Source organism: Streptomyces sp. NPDC049887, from assembly GCF_040656535.1.
In the GTDB taxonomy this organism is placed as follows: domain Bacteria; phylum Actinomycetota; class Actinomycetes; order Streptomycetales; family Streptomycetaceae; genus Streptomyces.
Window position 1 is genome coordinate 143,998 of sequence record NZ_JBFAMM010000003.1, and the last position, 16,672, is coordinate 160,669.

Annotated in this window: 16 protein-coding genes; 6 read left to right on the plus strand and 10 right to left on the minus strand. The window is 72.5% G+C overall.

Annotation, left to right across the window (positions count from 1 at the left end):
- Positions 1 to 62: 62 nt before the first annotated feature.
- The 3 genes from AB0J10_RS04830 to AB0J10_RS04840 form a co-directional block, all read right to left on the minus strand.
- Positions 63 to 590 (minus strand): GNAT family N-acetyltransferase, encoded by a 528-nt coding sequence (locus AB0J10_RS04830; protein WP_363057836.1) that lies wholly within the window; start codon positions 588 to 590, stop codon positions 63 to 65.
- Between the two features lie 36 nt (positions 591 to 626).
- Positions 627 to 1,301 (minus strand): sigma-70 family RNA polymerase sigma factor, encoded by a 675-nt coding sequence (locus AB0J10_RS04835; RefSeq protein ID WP_363057838.1) that lies wholly within the window; start codon positions 1,299 to 1,301, stop codon positions 627 to 629.
- A 143-nt stretch (positions 1,302 to 1,444) separates the two neighbouring features.
- Positions 1,445 to 2,629, minus strand: a complete 1,185-nt coding sequence (locus tag AB0J10_RS04840) for a glycerophosphodiester phosphodiesterase (RefSeq protein ID WP_363057840.1) — start codon at positions 2,627 to 2,629, stop codon at positions 1,445 to 1,447.
- A 251-nt stretch (positions 2,630 to 2,880) separates the two neighbouring features.
- Between AB0J10_RS04840 and AB0J10_RS04845 the strand changes: the two genes are divergently transcribed.
- Complete coding sequence (locus AB0J10_RS04845) at positions 2,881 to 3,543, plus strand: lysophospholipid acyltransferase family protein (protein ID WP_363057842.1); 663 nt, start codon at positions 2,881 to 2,883, stop codon at positions 3,541 to 3,543.
- A gap of 250 nt (positions 3,544 to 3,793) precedes the next feature.
- Here AB0J10_RS04845 and AB0J10_RS04850 read toward each other — a convergent pair whose 3' ends face one another.
- Together AB0J10_RS04850 and AB0J10_RS04855 are read right to left on the minus strand one after the other, a co-directional pair.
- Complete coding sequence (locus AB0J10_RS04850; RefSeq protein WP_363057844.1) at positions 3,794 to 5,341, minus strand: MFS transporter; 1,548 nt, start codon at positions 5,339 to 5,341, stop codon at positions 3,794 to 3,796.
- Complete coding sequence (locus tag AB0J10_RS04855; RefSeq protein ID WP_363057846.1) at positions 5,338 to 5,889, minus strand: TetR/AcrR family transcriptional regulator; 552 nt, start codon at positions 5,887 to 5,889, stop codon at positions 5,338 to 5,340. Before AB0J10_RS04855 ends, AB0J10_RS04850 begins: the two co-directional genes overlap by 4 nt.
- Positions 5,890 to 5,973: 84 nt before the next feature.
- Between AB0J10_RS04855 and AB0J10_RS04860 the strand changes: the two genes are divergently transcribed.
- Positions 5,974 to 6,480, plus strand: a complete 507-nt coding sequence (locus tag AB0J10_RS04860) for a hypothetical protein (RefSeq protein ID WP_363057848.1) — start codon at positions 5,974 to 5,976, stop codon at positions 6,478 to 6,480.
- A 97-nt stretch (positions 6,481 to 6,577) separates the two neighbouring features.
- Here AB0J10_RS04860 and argH read toward each other — a convergent pair whose 3' ends face one another.
- Together argH and AB0J10_RS04870 are read right to left on the minus strand one after the other, a co-directional pair.
- Positions 6,578 to 8,005 carry an argininosuccinate lyase gene (gene argH / locus AB0J10_RS04865; protein WP_363057850.1) on the minus strand — a complete coding sequence of 476 codons (1,428 nt, stop codon included), beginning with the start codon at positions 8,003 to 8,005 and terminating at the stop codon, positions 6,578 to 6,580.
- Positions 8,006 to 8,142: 137 nt separating this feature from the next.
- Positions 8,143 to 9,336 carry an argininosuccinate synthase gene (locus AB0J10_RS04870; RefSeq protein ID WP_363057852.1) on the minus strand — a complete coding sequence of 398 codons (1,194 nt, stop codon included), beginning with the start codon at positions 9,334 to 9,336 and terminating at the stop codon, positions 8,143 to 8,145.
- 506 nt (positions 9,337 to 9,842) lie between these two features.
- Between AB0J10_RS04870 and AB0J10_RS04875 the strand changes: the two genes are divergently transcribed.
- The 4 genes from AB0J10_RS04875 to AB0J10_RS04890 all read left to right on the plus strand — a co-directional run bounded on the left by AB0J10_RS04875 (position 9,843) and on the right by AB0J10_RS04890 (position 13,737).
- Positions 9,843 to 10,424, plus strand: coding sequence for a pyridoxamine 5'-phosphate oxidase family protein (locus AB0J10_RS04875; RefSeq protein WP_363057854.1), 582 nt, complete (start codon positions 9,843 to 9,845; stop codon positions 10,422 to 10,424).
- A 258-nt stretch (positions 10,425 to 10,682) separates the two neighbouring features.
- A complete protein-coding gene (locus AB0J10_RS04880; protein WP_363058260.1) occupies positions 10,683 to 12,050 on the plus strand; it encodes a ferric reductase-like transmembrane domain-containing protein in 1,368 nt (455 codons plus the stop codon).
- 38 nt (positions 12,051 to 12,088) lie between these two features.
- Entirely contained in the window at positions 12,089 to 12,946 is an 858-nt protein-coding gene (locus AB0J10_RS04885; RefSeq protein WP_363058262.1) for an FMN-binding protein, read from the plus strand.
- 38 nt (positions 12,947 to 12,984) lie between these two features.
- Positions 12,985 to 13,737: an FAD:protein FMN transferase gene (locus AB0J10_RS04890; protein ID WP_363058264.1), complete on the plus strand. Its 753-nt coding sequence runs from the start codon at positions 12,985 to 12,987 to the stop codon at positions 13,735 to 13,737.
- A gap of 121 nt (positions 13,738 to 13,858) precedes the next feature.
- Here AB0J10_RS04890 and AB0J10_RS04895 read toward each other — a convergent pair whose 3' ends face one another.
- The 3 genes from AB0J10_RS04895 to argB are packed head-to-tail and all read right to left on the minus strand — an operon-like array spanning position 13,859 to position 16,534.
- Positions 13,859 to 14,422 (minus strand): arginine repressor, encoded by a 564-nt coding sequence (locus tag AB0J10_RS04895; RefSeq protein ID WP_363057856.1) that lies wholly within the window; start codon positions 14,420 to 14,422, stop codon positions 13,859 to 13,861.
- 7 nt (positions 14,423 to 14,429) lie between these two features.
- Positions 14,430 to 15,632, minus strand: coding sequence for an acetylornithine transaminase (locus AB0J10_RS04900; RefSeq protein WP_363057858.1), 1,203 nt, complete (start codon positions 15,630 to 15,632; stop codon positions 14,430 to 14,432).
- Complete coding sequence (gene argB / locus AB0J10_RS04905; RefSeq protein WP_363057860.1) at positions 15,629 to 16,534, minus strand: acetylglutamate kinase; 906 nt, start codon at positions 16,532 to 16,534, stop codon at positions 15,629 to 15,631. Before argB ends, AB0J10_RS04900 begins: the two co-directional genes overlap by 4 nt.
- Positions 16,535 to 16,672 lie beyond the last annotated feature (138 nt).

Genomic DNA, 16,672 nt, shown 5'->3' on the forward strand with positions numbered 1-16,672 from the left:
GGCCCCTCGCGTGCGACCCCGGGGCCTCCCGCCGGACCCGGCCCCTCGCCGGCCGCGCAGGACTACGCGCTGGTGACGAACGCCCCCGCGGCCCGGGCCGGGGGCACCGCGGCCGCCGCGTCCTTCTCCATCGTGACGAGTGTCAGCTTCGGGGTCAGCACCCGGGTGGACACGGCCGCGTAGCCGTGACTGCGGTACAGGCGCAGGTTCCGCTCACTGCGGTGCCCGGTGAGGAGCTGGAAGCGGCGGGCCGCGGGCGCGCCGGCGAAGTGCGCCTCGATGGCGTCGAGCAGCCGCCCGCCGAGTCCGTGGCGCTGCATCCGGGGGTGGACGATGAGCTTGCCGATCGTGGCGGTGCCCTCGCCGTCGACCTCGCCACGTACGGAGGCGATCACCTCGTCCCCGAGGCGGGCCACCAGGGCGTGGCCGCGGTCCAGCTCGGCGCGCAGTTCGCCGAGGGTCTGGGTGAGCGGTTCCAGGCGGTAGTCGCCGTACAGCTCGGCCTCGCTCTGGTAGCACAGGTACTGCAGCTTGAGGATCTGTTCGGCGTCCTCTGCCGTTGCCGCTGAGATGGTCACGCTCATGCCCATGTGCGCATGCCTCCCGCTCACCTGCCGCCCGGTTGTCTACCGCTCCATTCCCCGGAGTTCAGGAGCCGCAACCTCTGTCGCGAGCATTCTGCGCAAACATCCCAGGCAGCGGGAACGCATCGGCCCCAGACTTCCTTGTGAGATTCCCAACTCTCCTGCGATTTCGCGGTAGGTGGGGTCCTCGGGCGCCAGCATCGCAGTCAGCAGCCGACGGCATTGGCCCGGTGCCCGCGCGACGGCGGCCCTCAGGGTCCGGCGCCGTTCCGCGACGAGCGCGGCCCGTTCGGGGCAGGCGGCGGGTCCCGTGGCGGGCTCGTCCTGGTAGGGGCCCTCCCGCAGGGCGTGGTGCCGGGCCCGGCTCGCCTCCTCCCGTACGGCCCCGGCGACCCAGCCTGCCGCGTCGGGCGGTGGGCCCTCGGTGTCGAGCCGTTCCAGGAGCCGCACCCAGACGGACTGTTCCAGGTCCCCGGAGTCCAGGGCCGCGCCGTCCGCCTCGGCGCTCGCCTCCGCCGCGACGAGCGGCCGCAGATCGCGCACGAGCGCTCCGGCGGCCCCCGACCGCACGGCGCCGGAGGCGGTGCCGAGCCCCGCGGCGCGACGGCCGGCCCCCGGCCCCAGTGCGGGACCGCTCCGGGCGGTTGCGGGCCCGGTCGCCACGGCGCGCCGCGCGGTGACGGAGGGTGGGGCGGCGTCCTCTTCACACGGTGTCATGCCCTGCGGGACGCCCCGCCACGAGTTGCGGTTGCCGCCGTGACAGGGTCTCACCCGACCGCATGACGGCCGTACGGCGGCTGACGTGGGCCGGCCGGGCGACGGTGGCCCGTCACCCGGCCGGTGCGCGGTTCGGCGAACCCTCAGCCGCCGACGAAGTCGGCGTGCGCCAGCAGACCCGTGTCCGGGTTGTCGGTGAAGATCCCGTCGATGCCCTGCTCGAAGTACACCTTGTACGCGCCGAACACGTCCCCGTACGCGTTCGGGTCCGTGCCGCGCCGGAAGTCGGCGGGCAGGAAGGAGTTCTCGTTCCTCATCGTGTAGGGGTGCAGGATCAGACCCCGGGCGTGGGCGTCGCGGACGAGCGTGGTGGGCGTGCCCAGCCTGCCGTCGGCGTCCCTCGGCACGACGAGGTCGAGGGTGGGGCCGATGCCCTGCGCGAACGAGGCGATCCACTTCAGGCCCTCGGGGGTGACCAGGTCCGCGACCGTACGCGGGTCACCGGCCCGGACGAAGTCCCAGGGGCGGGTGTTCGCGCCGGAGAGCAGGACGACGCGCGGCGAGTCCACCAGCTTCGCGAGCCGCTGGATGCTGCTCGGCTCGAACGACTGGAGGAAGACGGGCGAGTGGGCGCGGTGCCGGCCGTGGCGGCGCAGCAGCTTCGCCAGGCGCTCCTCCAGGCCGAGACCGAGGCCGCGGAAGTAGGTGGGGTGCTTGGTCTCGGCGTGCAGCCAGACCGGCCGGCCCAGGCGGCGGCCCTCCGCGTCCGCCCAGCGCAGGACCTCCTCGAAGGTGGGGATCGTCCACCGCCCGTCGTAGAGGGTGTTCTCCTGGCGGCTCGCCGGTATCCGCTCCTTGGCGCGCAGCGTCTTCAGCTCGGCGAGCGTGAAGTCCTCGGTGAACCAGCCCGTGATGGCGGAGCCGTCCACCGACTTGGTCGTCCGGCGCGAGGCGAACTCGGGGCGCGAGGCGACGTCGGTGGTGCCGGTGATGTCGTTCTCGTGGCGGCAGACCAGGTGCCCGTCCTTCGTGGGCACGAGGTCCTGCTCGATGACGTGCGCCCCCATGTCCAGGGCCAGCTGGTAGGAGCCGATGGTGTGCTCCGGCCGGTAACCGCTCGCCCCGCGGTGGGCGATGACGGTGGGCACCGGCAGCGAGCGGTGTCCGGAGCCGCCGCCGTGCCGCTCCCCCGGGGCCCGGCCGTCCCCGGCGGCGCGTTCGGCGGCGTGCGCGCCCGGCGCGGCGGCCATCCCCAGGGCCGCCGACCCGAGCACCGCCGCCCCCAGGAGGGTCCGCCGCCCGGGGGTACTTTCCGCACCGTGTGTCATAAACGCTCCTCCGTCGACTGGTGTTGTCCCGCGGCCGATGGGCGCGGCCGCGCGGCGGACAGGCTAGGCCCCGGGCGTTACCTGCGGGAGACCCAGGGCAAACGCCGGCCAAACTCAGGTCAACACTGTGTATCTGCTCGGTGAACCCAATGTGCGGTCGGGCGGCACCCGCGAGTATCGTCCTCACCTGCAGAGACTTCGCCGGCCGTACCGCCGTCCCGCTCCTGACACCGGAGGACCCGTTGTCCCGCTTGTCGCTCATCAAGGCAGTGCTCGGACCGATCCTGCGCCTGATGTTCCGCCCGCGTGTGGAAGGCGCGGAGAACATCCCCGGGGACGGCCCCGTCATCCTCGCCGGCAACCACCTCACCTTCATCGACTCGATGGTGCTCCCGATCGTGTGCGACCGGCCGGTCTACTTCATCGGCAAGGACGAGTACGTCACCGGCAAGGGGTTCAAGGGCCGTCTGATGGCCTGGTTCTTCACCGGCGTCGGCATGATCCCGGTGGACCGGGACGGCGCGAACGGCGGTGTGGCGGCGTTGATGACGGGCCGGCGGGTGCTGGAGGAGGGCAAGGTCTTCGGCATCTACCCGGAGGGCACCCGCTCCCCCGACGGCCGTCTGTACCGCGGCCGTACGGGCATCGCGCGGCTCACCCTGATGACCGGCGCGCCCGTCGTCCCGTTCGCCATGATCGGCACGGACAAGCTCCAGCCGGGCGGCGCCGGCCTGCCGCGGCCGGGCCGGGTGACGGTCCGCTTCGGCCGGCCGATGGAGTTCTCGCGCTACGAGGGGATGGACCGCGACCGCTATGTGCTGCGGGCGGTGACCGACTCGGTGATGACCGAGGTGATGCGGCTGTCCGGCCAAGAGTACGTGGACATGTACGCCACGAAGGCGAAGGCCGCCTGAAGCTTCTCCGCAGGACCGGCTTCGTCCGGCCCTGCCGCCGGGGGACGAGGCCGGACCTCGCACGGAGCGCGCACGGGTCGACGCTGCCGGGGCCGCGTGACCGCCGGCCAGGCGCCGGTCCCGGAGCCGCTCCGGCACCTGCCTCGCCCCCGCCGTGATGTGCGGGGGCGCGACGGCACGTACGGGGAGCGGCCCCTCCCGGGCGCGGGGCCGTGGCCCCGGAGAACCCGAGGAGCCGCCGCCCCGGGCGTCAGTGCTCGATGCCGTCCGCCAGCTTCTGGCCGCGCATGAGGAACCAGGCGGCCACCGCGGTGACCAGCAGCACCGCGGCGCCCACGCCCGACGCGAGCCGCAGCCCCTCGACGAACGCCTCCTGTGCCGCGCCGATCAGCTCGGCCTGCTGGTGGGCCGGCAGCACGGCCGCGACCTCCACCGCCCCGCCCAGCGATTCATGCGCGGCGGACGCCACGTCCGCCGGCACTCCGGCCGGTGTCGCGAAGTCCCGGTACACGCCGGTCACGATCGAGCCGAGCAGCGCGATGCCGAGCGCCGCACCGAGTTCGTACGCCGTCTCGGACACGGCCGAGGCCGAGCCGGCCTGCTCCTTCGGCACGCTGGAGAGGATGACGTCGGCCGTGACGGTGAACGAGAAGCCGGCGCCGACTCCGACGACGAGCAGGGCCGCGCCGAGCAGCGGGTAGCCCGTGGAGCTGCCGATGAAGGTCAGCACGGCGAGTGCGGCACCCATGGCGGCGAGTCCACCCGCCACGACGGACCGGACGGAGAACCGGCGGGCGAAGCGGCCGGCGACGAGCCCGGTCGCCACCGCACCGATCGCGGCGGGCAGTTCCGCGAGCCCGGCCTCGAAGGGCGGCCTCCCCTGGACCAGTTGGAGGAACTGGGAGAGGAAGAAGACCAGTCCCGACAGACCCAGGATGGTCAGCAGGTCGGCGAGGACCGCGCCGGAGAAGCCACGGTTCCGGAACAGCCGCATGTCGAGCAGCGGGGAGGGCAGGGTGAGCTGCCTCCTGACGAATCCGTACAGCGCGACGACGCCGATGAGGGCGGCGGCGCCGGACTCCCAGCTCACACCGCGGCTCGCGGCCTCCTTGATCGCGTACACCACCCCGATCATGCCGATCAGCGACAGGGCGACGCTGATCAGGTCCCAGGGGCCGGCGACCGGGTTCTTCGACTCGGGCAGCAGCTTGACGCCGACGAGGACGAGGACGGCCATCACGGGCAGGTTGATGAGGAAGACGGAGCCCCACCAGAAGTGCTCCAGCAGGAAGCCCCCGACGACCGGTCCGACGGCGGCGCCGGCCGAGGCCATGGCGCCCCAGATGCCGATGGCTATGCTGCGTTCGCGCGGGTCGTGGAAGATGTTGCGGATCAGCGCAAGCGTGGAGGGCATCAGCGTGGCCCCGGCGACCCCGAGCAGGGCCCGGGCGAGGATCATCATCTCGGGCGTGGTGGCGTAGGCGTTGAGCACGGACACCGCACCGAAGGCGACAGAGCCGGTCAGCAGCAGCTTCTTGCGCCCGATCCGGTCGCCGAGGCTGCCCATGGAGACCAGCAGACCCGCGATGACGAACGAGTAGACGTCACCGATCCACAGCAGCTGGGTGCCGGTGGGCTGGAGGTCCTCGCTGAGGAAGGGCGTCGCGAGGCCGAGCACGGTGGCGTCCACCGCCACCAGCAGCACGGCCAGCACGAGTACCGCCAGGGCCAGCCAGCGCCCGGGGCGGTACAGGGTCTCGTCCGCCCCGCTCGTGCGCTGGACGGTACCGCTGGTCATTTCTCCACACTCCGTCGTGCTCCGCCGAGCAGCAGCTCGGTGATCATGTACTGGAACTCGTTCTTGGCGACCCGGCCGTCCATGACGGCCCAGGCGCAGGTGCCGATGAGGCCGTAGAGGGCCTCGGTGAGCCAGACGGGCGACAGGTCGATCCGGAACTCGCCCTGCTCCTGGCCCCTTCGGAACAGGGCGCTGACCCGGGCGTCGAGCCGGGCCCAGCCCTCGTCGACCTGGTCGCCCTCGAACAGCTGGTTCTCCGTGACGAGGAACGCGAGAAGCTCCGCCGCGGGCTCCATCTCGGCGATCAGCCGGCGCAGCGCGTCGCCGGCGGGGCCGTCCTCGAGCGCGGCGCGGTCGACGGCCGCCTCGAACTCCTCGATGCCGAAGGCTTCGAGCGCCTTCACGAGCGCGTCCCGCCCGGCGAAGTGCCGGTGCAGGGTGGCGCGCCCGATGCCCGCCGCGCGGGCGACCTCGTCCATTGTCGCGGTCGACTTCCGGGCGAGGAGGGCGGCGGCGGCGCGCAGCACCTGTTCACGATCCATGGCCATGAGACAACCATACACCGAATGAGACGTCAATGTCTCACTCGATAATTCAATGCCTCACCGAAGGGTGGGCGGGAAGCTGAGCGCATGAAGCCACTGCTGCTGATCGACATCGACGGACCGCTGAACCCGTACGGCGGTAAGCCGCAGCGCCGGCCCGAGGGGTACACGACGCACCGGATGCGGCCCAGCGGCTGGGCGCACGACAGGCCCCTGCGGGTCTGGCTCAACCCGGGTCACGGCACGGAGCTGCTCGCGCTCGGGGACCGGTACGAACTGGTGTGGGCGACGACGTGGAAGGGTGACGCCAATGTCTGGGTGGGGCCGCGTCTGGGGCTGCCCGAGCTGCCGTTCATCGACTGGCCCGTGATGCACGGCGCCTCGCCGAGTGGGACGTTCTGGAAGACCCAGTACGTGCTGGAGTACGCGGCGGGGCGGCCGTTCGCCTGGATCGACGACGAGATCGAGGACCTCGACCGTGAGTACGTCGACCAAAAGCACCTCGCCGCCGCCCTGCTGCTGCACGTCGACCACCGGATCGGACTGGTCCGGCCGGACTTCGACGCGCTCGCGGACCGGGCGGCGGCGCTCTGAACCGCGGTGGTGCTCGATCGCGGGGCGCCGGCGGGCAACCGGGACGCCGCGGGTGGCGGGGGGCGGCGGCTCCGGTCGGGCCGGCGCCGCCGTGAGGTCACCGCTTGGCGGTGGCCCAGGCGTGCTGGACGGCCAGGTCCGCCTTGACCTCGGCGAGCTGGGCGGCGACGGCCGACGGGGCCGTACCGCCGCGGCCGCTGCGGGAGGCGAGCGCGCCGGGGACGTCGAGCACGGTCCTGACCTCGGGCGTGAGGTGCGGCGAGATCTTCGCGAACTGCTCGTCCGTGAGCTGGTCCAGCTCGATCCCGTGCGCCTCGCACTCCTTGACGCACTCGCCCGCGACCTCGTGCGCGACGCGGAACGGCACACCCTGCTTGACCAGCCACTCCGCGATGTCCGTGGCCAGCGAGAAGCCGGCGGGCGCGAGCTCCTCCATCCGCTCCCGATTGACGGTCAGGGTGGCCATCATCCCGGTGAAGGCGGGCAGCAGCACCTCCAGCTGGTCGCAGGAGTCGAAGACCGGCTCCTTGTCCTCCTGCAGGTCGCGGTTGTAGGCGAGCGGCAGGGCCTTCAGCGTGGTGAGCAGACCGGTCAGATTGCCGACGAGCCGGCCCGACTTGCCGCGGGCCAGCTCGGCGATGTCGGGGTTCTTCTTCTGGGGCATGATCGACGAACCGGTGGAGAAGGCGTCGTGGAGCGTCACGAAGGAGAACTCCTTCGTGTTCCAGATGATGACCTCCTCGGCGATCCGGGAGAGGTTCACCCCGATCATCGCGGTGATGAAGGCGAACTCGGCGGCGAAGTCCCGCGAGGCCGTGCCGTCGATGGAGTTCCCCGCGCTGCCGTGCTCGAAGCCGAGGTCCTGCGCCACGGCCTCCGGGTCCAGTCCGAGCGAGGACCCGGCGAGCGCACCGGAGCCGTAGGGGGAGACGGCGGTCCGCTCGTCCCACTGGCGCAACCGTTCGGCGTCCCGGGAAAGCGACTGGACGTGGGCCAGCACGTGATGGGCGAAGAGCACGGGCTGGGCGTGCTGGAGGTGCGTGCGGCCCGGCATGGCGACGCCGGGGTGTGCCTCCGCCAGCCCCACCAGCGCGTCCTGGAGCTCGGCGATCAGCCCGCCGATGATCCGGGCGTGGTCGCGCAGGTACATCCGGAAGAGCGTGGCGACCTGGTCGTTGCGGGACCGGCCGGCGCGCAGCTTGCCGCCGAGATCCGGGCCGAGGCGCTCCAGGAGGCCGCGTTCGAGGGCGGTGTGGACATCCTCGTCGGCGATGGTGCCGGTGAAGCTGCCGTCGGCGACGTCCGCCTCCAGGCGGTCGAGCCCGGCGAGCATCCGCTCCAGCTCGTCGGAGGTGAGCAGGCCCGCCTTGCGGAGCACACGGGCATGCGCGCGGGAGCCGGCGATGTCGTAGGGCGCGAGCCGCCAGTCGAAGTGGACCGACGCCGACAGCTTCGCCAGCGCCTCGGAGGGACCGTCGGCGAACCGGCCGCCCCAGAGCCGGACGTCACCGTTGTTGCTGCTCACAGCACTTGCTCCTCAAGAATTGCCGGGCTTCGGATGTGCGGCCGCCTCCCCTGCTCCCGGGCCTCGGCGGGCCCGGGACCCGACGGACGGGAGGGGAGGCGGCGGCGGTGCACCTGGAAGGCGATGGACCCAGGGAATCAGGTGAGGTCGCGCTTCGCGGCGATCTTCGACGAGAGACCGAAGATGTCGATGAAGCCCTGGGCCTTCGACTGGTCGAACGTGTCGCCCGTGTCGTACGTCGCGAGGTTGAAGTCGTACAGCGACTGCTCCGACCGCCGGCCGGTGACGACGGCGCGGCCGCCGTGCAGGGTCATCCGGATGTCGCCGGTGACGTGCTGGTTGGCCTCGTCGACGAAGCCCTCCAGGGCCCGCTTGAGCGGGGAGAACCACAGGCCGTCGTAGACGAGCTCGCCCCAGCGCTGCTCGACCTGCCGCTTGTACCGGGCCAGCTCGCGCTCGACGGTGACGTTCTCCAGCTCCTGGTGGGCGGTGATCAGCGCGATCGCACCCGGGGCCTCGTACACCTCGCGGGACTTGATGCCGACGAGCCGGTCCTCGACCATGTCGATCCGGCCGATGCCCTGGGCGCCGGCCCGCTCGTTGAGCTGCTGGATCGCCTGCAGCACCGTGACGGGCTTGCCGTCGAGGGCGACCGGCACGCCCTCCTTGAAGGAGATGATCACCTCGTCGGCCTCGCGGACCTCGGCCGGGTTGGAGGTGTACTCGTAGATGTCCTCGATCGGCCCGTTCCAGATGTCCTCCAGGAAGCCGGTCTCGACGGCGCGCCCGAAGACGTTCTGGTCGATCGAGTAGGGCGACTTCTTGGTGGTGGCGATCGGGAGCTGCTTCGCCTCGCAGAACGCGATGGCCTTGTCCCGGGTCATCGCGTAGTCACGGACCGGGGCGATGCACTTCAGGTCGGGGGCGAGGGATGCGATGCCCGCCTCGAACCGCACCTGGTCGTTGCCCTTGCCGGTGCAGCCGTGGGCCACGATCGAGGCGCCGTGCTTCTTCGCGGCGGCCACCAGGTGCTTGACGATCGTCGGCCTGGAGAGGGCGGAGACCAGCGGGTAGCGGTCCATGTAGAGGGCGTTGGCCTTGATCGCCGGGAGGCAGTACTCCTCGGCGAACTCGTCCTTGGCGTCCGCGACCTCGGCCTCGACGGCACCGCAGGCGAGTGCGCGCTTGCGGATGACGTCCAGGTCCTCGCCGCCCTGGCCGACGTCCACGGCAACGGCGATGACCTCGGCGCCCGTCTCCTCGGCGATCCAGCCGATGGCGACGGAGGTGTCCAGACCGCCCGAGTAGGCGAGTACGACGCGCTCGGTCACGGGTTTCTCCTTACGGTGCATGCGGTGATGGGTATAACTATGCAGTCCTCCGTATGTTTTGTCAACGCAGGGGAAACCCGGTGGCCGTCGGCCACCCCGCCGCATGTCCTCGCTCAGCGCTGACCAGGGAGAACACGGCCGTCGAGCGGCGGATGCAGGGGGTGGGGCCGCACCGGGCGCGCGGGGCGACGAACCCGGACGTCCCGGCCAGAGCGCGACGCGGAGGCCCGCCCCGTGGGACCGAGAACCCCCGGAAGCCGGTCGGAGGGTCACCACGATCCCGCCGAACCGGACGCGCCGCCGAACCACCGCACCCATCCGTTCAGCCAGGACGCGCCGCTGCGCCCGCGGAGGCGGGCGGGACCGACCGGACCGGCCCCGGACGGCCGGGGAGAAGGGGCGGCCGGGGAGAAGGAGCGGACTCCGGGGCCGAGGGGCGGCCCCGGAGCACCGGGCAACAGCGGCGCACCCCGGCGCCGTTGGCGCGTCCGAGCCATAATTCGGGCATGGGTCAGACGTACGAACGCATCGACGGCCGCATCCGCACCTTCATCGAGGAGCAGCCGGTCTTCTTCACCGCCACCGCGCCGCTCGCCGCCGACGGACATGTCAACCTCTCCCCCAAGGGCCGGAAGGGCACCCTCGTCGTCCTCGACGAGCTGACCCTGGCCTACCTGGACTTCGGCGGCAGCGGCGCCGAGACCATCGCCCACCTTCGGGAGAACGGCCGTATCACCCTGATGTGGTGTGCGTTCAGCGGGGCGCCGAAGGTGCTGCGGGTGCACGGAGAAGGCGAGGCGGTGTTCCGGGACGACCCGCGCTGGGCCGGGTACCTCGCACACTTCCGGGACGCCGACGGCGACGGCGCCCGCGCGGTGATCGTCGTGCGCGCCAGGCGCATCGGCGACGCCTGCGGGTTCGCCGTCCCCTTCATGGACTACCGCGAGGAGCGCACACAGCACGCGGAGCACCTCGCGCGCAAGACCGACGAGGAGTTCGCGGCCTACTGCGAGAAGAAGCCGCACGTCGGTGTGAGTCTGGACGGGCTGCCGGCGCTGCCGCTGCCGCTGCCCGCGCGCACCGACTGAGCCGCCCGGACGCCGGACGCGCGCGGAGCTGCGCACCTCCCCGGCGAGACGCCCCGACGCCGGGCCGGGGGCCCAGGGGCGGCCGTGAGCAACAGGGCCCGGGGACCGCGGGCCCGAACCCTTCCGGGTGGCGGGCCGGCGGTCTCGAGGATGCCTCGCCCGGTGGCGCCCCGAACGGTCCGCCCGGCGATTGAACCCGCCGTACCTCCTCTCCGTATCCACCTGAGCGATACGGATGACCGAGGAGCAGCGGTGACGATGATTCAGAGCGGTCGGGCCGCCAGACGCCTGACCATGCAGGCGATCCGGCCGCGCCGCAATCCGGCGACGGTGCTCCTGGTCGCCGCCTGGGCCGGGGCCGCCGCCGTCATGTGGCTTTGGTGGGACAACACCGCGGTCGTCCACATGGACACCGCGGAGTGGCTGGTCGGCGCGGGCCGGATCACGGGCCTGCTGGGCGGCTACATGATCGCCCTCGTGGTGCTGCAGATGGCCCGGGTCCCGGCGCTGGAGCGCCGGGTGGGCTCCGACCGGGCGACGCGCTGGCACGCGATGAGCGGCCGGTACGCGATCAGCCTCGTCGTCGCCCATGTCGTCCTCACCGTCTGGGGGTACTCCGTCCAGGCGCGCACCGGCCTGGTCGAACAGACCGTCACCGTCGTCGTCGACTTCCCCGAGATGGTCGAGGCGACGATCGGTACGGCGCTGCTGCTGCTGGTCGGCTTCGTCTCGGCGGGCGCGGTGCGCCGCCGGATGCGCTACGAGACCTGGTACTACCTGCATCTGCTGACCTACGTCGCCGTGTACCTGACGTTCTGGCACCAGCTCGCCACCGGCTCGGAGTTCGTGGCGAGCGCGACCGCCCGCACCATCTGGTACGTGCTCTACGGCACGGTCGGCGCACTGCTCCTCTGGTACCGGATACTGGCGCCGCTGCGGCTCAACCTCAGCCACCGGATGCGGGTGGAGTCCGTGGTGGACGAGGCGCCGGGCGTGGTGTCCGTCCTGATCACAGGGCGGCGGCTGCACCGGATCGGCGCGGAGGCGGGCCAGTTCTTCCGCTGGCGCTTCCTCGCCGACGGCCTGCGCTGGAGCTCCAACCCGTACTCCCTCTCCGCGCCGCCGCGTCCCGATCTGCTGCGCATCACCGTCAAGGCCGCCGGGGAGCACAGCAGGGCGCTCGGCCGGCTGGAGCCGGGAACCAGGGTCTGGGCCGAGGGTCCGTACGGGGCGATGACCGCGGGGCGGCGCAGCCGGAACAAGGTGCTCCTGATCGCCGGAGGCGCCGGGATCACCCCGCTGCGGGCGCTGTTCGAGACGCTGCCGGGCGGCCCGGGGGACCTGTCGCTGCTCTACCGCGCCGGTTCGACGGAGGACCTCGCGCTGTGGACCGAGCTCCAGGAGATCGCCGAGACCCGCCGGGCGAAGCTGCTGTACGCCGTGAACGGGCCGGACGGGGCACGCCCGGAGATCACCACCGAGCGGCTGAGGGAAGTGTTCCCCGACATCGACGAGCACGACGTGTACCTCTGCGGGCCGCCCGGGCTCGCCGAGGAGTCCTACAACGCACTGCGGGCGGCGGGCGTTCCGTCGCGTCGCATCCATCACGAGTCGTTCGAGATGTGAGGCCGTACGTGAAGAGGAAGCATCCACTGCTCCGGATGATGATCGCGGTCGCCGGCACCACGTCGGCCGTCGCGCTGCTCCTGACGCTGAAGCAGCCGGGCACCACGGTGGCCGGAGCCGCGTCGCAGGCCGGCGGCGCACCGCCCGCCGCCTCGGCACCCGCCGGCAGCGGCGCCGTACCGGCGGGCGGCGAGACCGTGCTCGGGGACGAGGCCGACACGCAGTTCGGGCCCGTGCAGGTCGAGCTCACCCTGAGCGACGGCCGGATCACGGGGGCCCGGGCCGTCAAGGTGCCGAGCACCGACGCCAACAGCCGCAAGATCGCCGCCGACGCCGTACCCAAGCTCAACCAGGCCGCCGTCGCCGCCCAGAGCGGCGAGATCGACGCCGTGTCCGGCGCCACCTACACCAGCCAGGGCTACATCCGCTCCCTGCAGAGCGCCCTCGACAAGGCGGGGGCGGCGGGAACCGGCGCCGGGGACGGTGCGGAGCAGGGCGCGACGCCCGGCGCCGGGAGCGGCGCGGGCACCCCGGGCGGGGATGCGGGCACCGGCTCCGATGGAGGTTCGGGCTCCGGCTCCGGTGGAGGTTCGGGCTCCGGCTCCGGAGAGGGTGGCGCGACGGAGTCGGTGCTCGGGGACGTGGCGGGCACCCAGTACGGCGATGTGCAGGTGCGCCTCACCGTCAGCGGCGGACGGGTCACCGCCGCCGAGGCCGTCAAGGCGCCCAGCTCCGACGCCAACAGCCGCAAGATCGCCGCCGACGCCGTACCCAAGCTCAACCAGGCCGCCGTCGCCGCCCAGAGCGGCGAGATCGACGCCGTGTCCGGCGCCACCTACACCAGCCAGGGCTACATCCGCTCCCTGCAGAGCGCCCTCGACAAGGCGGGCCTGTGACCGGGGAACGGGCGCGGATGCGCCATGTGGAGCACGTCATGGGCACGGTGTTCTCGTTCGACGTGCGGCTGGACGGCGATGCCGACCGCGAGCGTGTACGCGCCGGGCTGGCCGCCGCCGTGGCCGGACTGCACCACGTGGACGAGCTGTTCTCGCCGTACCGCCCGGACAGCCAGATCAGCAGGCTCGCCAGAGGCGAGCTCACGCTCGCCGGCTGCGAGCCGGACGTCGCCGAGGTCTTCGGGCTCTGCGAGACCGAGGAACGCCTGAGCGACGGCTGGTTCACCCCGCGCTACGCGGGCGGGCTCGATCCCACCGGCCTGGTGAAGGGCTGGGCCGTGCAGCGCGCGGTGGACATGATCGCCTCGTCCGGCGCGGCGGCGGTCTGCCTCAACGGCGGCGGCGACGTCCAGCTGTACGGCGGCCCCTGGCGGATCGGCATCTCCGATCCGCTGCACCCCGGCGGTCTCGCGGCGGTCGTCGAGGCGCACGACGGTCTCGCCGTCGCCACCTCGGGCCCGGCCGAACGCGGCTGCCACATCGTCGATCCGCGCTCGGGCGGCGCCCCGAGCGACGGCCTGGCGTCGATGACCGTCGTCGGCCGGGGACTGACCCAGGCGGACGCGCGGGCGACGGCCGCGTACGCCATGGGCGCGGGAGCACGTGCCTGGCTGGAACAGCTCCCCGGCACGGAGGGGTTCGCCGTGGCAGCGGACGGCACCACCTGGCAGACCAGCGGATTCGCCCGGTACCAGGGGCGGCACGGTGACGGGGAGGGCCGGGCGGCCTGAAGGGCCGGACGGCCCCGCGACCGGGCGGACGGGCGGGCGCGGGCGGCGCAGCCTTCGCGGCCGGCGCCGGAGCGGCCGGCAGCGACCGCGCGGGGTGCGCGACCGCTGCCGGCCCGTCCGGTCAGCGGTCCCTCTGCGCCAGTCGCAGCAGATGGTCCGCGAGGGCCTGGCCGCCCGCCGGATCGCGGGAGATGAGCAGCAGTGTGTCGTCGCCCGCGATCGTGCCGAGGATCGCGTGGAGTTCGGCCTGGTCGATGGCCGACGCGAGGAACTGAGCAGCGCCCGGTGGCGTACGCAGGACCACCAGGTTCGCCGAGGCCTCGGCCGAGATCAGCAGTTCCCCGGAGAGGCGGCGCATCCGCTCCTCCTTGGCGGACTCGCCCAACGGGGCCTGCGGGGTGCGGAATCCGCCCTCGCTCGGCACCGCGTAGATGAGCTCTCCACCGGTGTTCCGGATCTTCACCGCCCCGAGTTCGTCGAGGTCGCGGCTGAGGGTCGCCTGGGTGACGCTGAGCCCGTCGTCGGCGAGCAGCTTGGCCAGCTGGCTCTGGGAGCGCACCGGCTGCCGGTTGAGGATGTCCACGATCCGGCGGTGGCGCGCCGTGCGGGTCTGCGGCACGGACGGCCCTCCACCGGTCTCCGTCTGGGGGGACGCCCAGTTCTCGGTGCTCTGCGCATCGGTCATCGTCGTCTCATTCTCCAGATCGTCCGTCCCCGCGTGTCTCGTCGAGGATGCCCGGGAGCACCCGGAGGAAGGCGTCCACCTCCGCGTCGCCGATGATCAGCGGCGGCATGATCCGTACGACGTCGGGGGCGGGCGCGTTGACCAGGAGTCCGACACCCTGAGCCACCTGCTGCACCCGGGCGGCCAGCGGCTCGGTGAGCACGATACCCAGGAGCAGGCCCGCCCCGCGGACGTGGGAGACCAGTGGGTGCCCCAGGGACTCGACCCCGTCCCTCAGCCTCTCCCCGGTCCGCTTGACCTCGTCGAGCGTGCCTTCGAGGGCGGTGAGGACGGCGAGCCCGGCGGCGCAGGCGACCGGGTTGCCGCCGAACGTGGTGCCGTGCTGCCCGGGCCGGAGCAGTTCGGCGGCCGGGCCGAAGGCGATGGCGGCCCCGAGCGGCAGGCCGCCGCCGAGTCCCTTGGCAAGGGTGACGACGTCGGGGTCGACGCCGTCGTGCGCCTGGTACTCGAACCAGTGGCCGGTCCGGCCGATGCCCGTCTGCACCTCGTCGAGCACGAGGAGCGTCCCGGTGGCGCGGGTGATCTCCCGCGCGGCCCGGAGATAGCCGGGCGGCGGTACGACCACGCCGTTCTCGCCCTGCACCGGCTCGATGATCACCAGGGCGGTGTCCTCGGTGACGGCGGCCCGCAGCGCGTCGGCGTCACCGTACGGCACGTGCGTGACGTCTCCCGGCAGGGGCAGGAAGGGCTGCTGCTTGGCCGGCTGGCCGGTGAGCGCGAGCGCGCCCATCGTCCGCCCATGGAAGCCGCCCTGAGTGGCGACCATGTGCGAACGGCCCGTCAGCCGGCCGATCTTGAAGGCGGCCTCGTTGGCCTCGGCCCCGGAGTTGCAGAAGAAGACGCGGCCGGGACGGCCCGACAGGCGGAGCAGCCGCTCGGCGAGCGCGAGGGGCGGTTCTGCGACGTACAGGTTCGACACATGGCCGAGCGTGCCGATCTGGCGGGTGACGGCCTCGACGACGGCCGGATGTGCGTGGCCGAGCGCGTTGACGGCGATACCGCCGACGAAGTCCAGGTACTCGATGCCGTCGGCGTCCCGGACCCTGGCTCCCTCACCGCGCACGAGTGCGAGCGCCGGGGTGCCGTAGTTGTCCATCATCGAACCCTGCCAGCGCTGCGCGAGCCGGTGGTTGGCGGTGACGTCGCTCATGCCGGTCCCCCTTCGGTCCCGTCGGGCACGACCATCGTGCCGATGCCCTCGTCGGTGAAGATCTCCAGCAGGATGGAGTGCTGCACCCGGCCGTCGATGACGCGCGCGGTGTTCACGCCGTTGCGCACGGCGTGGAGGCAGCCCTGCATCTTGGGGACCATGCCGCTGGAGAGCTCGGGCAGGAGTTTCTCCAGCTCGGTGGCGGTGAGCCGGCTGATCACCTCGTCGCTGCGCGGCCAGTCCTCGTAGAGGCCCTCGACGTCGGTGAGGACCATCAGCGTCTCCGCGCCGAGCGCGGCGGCCAGGGCGGCCGCGGCGGTGTCCGCGTTGACGTTGTAGACGTGGCCGTCGTCGGCGGAGCGGGCGATGGAGGAGACGACGGGGATCCGGCCGTCGTCCAGTAGGGCCCTGATCGCGCCGGTGTCGATCTCGGTGATCTCGCCGACCCGGCCGATGTCGACGAGTTCGCCGTCGATGGTGGGCCGGTGCTGGGTGGCGGTGATGGTGTGGGCGTCCTCACCGGTGAGACCGACGGCCAGGGGGCCGTGCTGGTTGAGCAGCCCCACCAGCTCCCGCTGGACCTGCCCGGCGAGCACCATGCGGACGACGTCCATGGCCTCGGGCGTGGTCACCCGCAGTCCGGCCTTGAACTCGCTGACCAGGCCGTGCCTGTCCAGCTGGGCGCTGATCTGCGGCCCACCGCCGTGCACGACGACGGGCTTGAGTCCGGCGTGCCGCAGGAACACCACGTCCTGGGCGAAGGCGGCCTTCAGCTCCTCGTCGACCATGGCGTTGCCGCCGAACTTGATCACGACCGTCCGGCCGTGGTGGCGGGTGAGCCAGGGCAGCGCCTCGATCAGCGTCTGCGCCTTGGGAAGTGCGGTGTGCTTGCGGGTGCTCATCGGCTCCGGCTCTCTCGGGTCTGGCTCAGGACTCGTTTCACGGCTCGCCCGCCCGGGACTCGCTGCCGCGCCGGGTCCGGGCCCTCGGCTCGCCTGCGCGCTCCGGCCTCCGGGGAATCCGGTCCGGGAGGGCGGAAC

What these genes read in the sequence shown, in the direction of transcription:
- AB0J10_RS04830 (WP_363057836.1), bottom strand. Translation starts at nt 590, where the DNA reads ATGGGCATGAGCGTGACCATCTCAGCGGCAACGGCAGAGGACGCCGAA.
- AB0J10_RS04835 (WP_363057838.1), bottom strand. Translation starts at nt 1,301, where the DNA reads ATGACACCGTGTGAAGAGGACGCCGCCCCACCCTCCGTCACCGCGCGG.
- AB0J10_RS04840 (WP_363057840.1), bottom strand. Translation starts at nt 2,629, where the DNA reads ATGACACACGGTGCGGAAAGTACCCCCGGGCGGCGGACCCTCCTGGGG.
- AB0J10_RS04850 (WP_363057844.1), bottom strand. Translation starts at nt 5,341, where the DNA reads ATGACCAGCGGTACCGTCCAGCGCACGAGCGGGGCGGACGAGACCCTG.
- AB0J10_RS04855 (WP_363057846.1), bottom strand. Translation starts at nt 5,889, where the DNA reads ATGGCCATGGATCGTGAACAGGTGCTGCGCGCCGCCGCCGCCCTCCTC.
- AB0J10_RS04860 (WP_363057848.1), top strand. Translation starts at nt 5,974, where the DNA reads ATGAAGCCACTGCTGCTGATCGACATCGACGGACCGCTGAACCCGTAC.
- AB0J10_RS04875 (WP_363057854.1), top strand. Translation starts at nt 9,843, where the DNA reads ATGGGTCAGACGTACGAACGCATCGACGGCCGCATCCGCACCTTCATC.
- AB0J10_RS04880 (WP_363058260.1), top strand. Translation starts at nt 10,683, where the DNA reads ATGATTCAGAGCGGTCGGGCCGCCAGACGCCTGACCATGCAGGCGATC.
- AB0J10_RS04885 (WP_363058262.1), top strand. Translation starts at nt 12,089, where the DNA reads ATGATCGCGGTCGCCGGCACCACGTCGGCCGTCGCGCTGCTCCTGACG.
- AB0J10_RS04890 (WP_363058264.1), top strand. Translation starts at nt 12,985, where the DNA reads ATGGGCACGGTGTTCTCGTTCGACGTGCGGCTGGACGGCGATGCCGAC.
- AB0J10_RS04895 (WP_363057856.1), bottom strand. Translation starts at nt 14,422, where the DNA reads ATGACCGATGCGCAGAGCACCGAGAACTGGGCGTCCCCCCAGACGGAG.
- AB0J10_RS04900 (WP_363057858.1), bottom strand. Translation starts at nt 15,632, where the DNA reads ATGAGCGACGTCACCGCCAACCACCGGCTCGCGCAGCGCTGGCAGGGT.
- argB (WP_363057860.1), bottom strand. Translation starts at nt 16,534, where the DNA reads ATGAGCACCCGCAAGCACACCGCACTTCCCAAGGCGCAGACGCTGATC.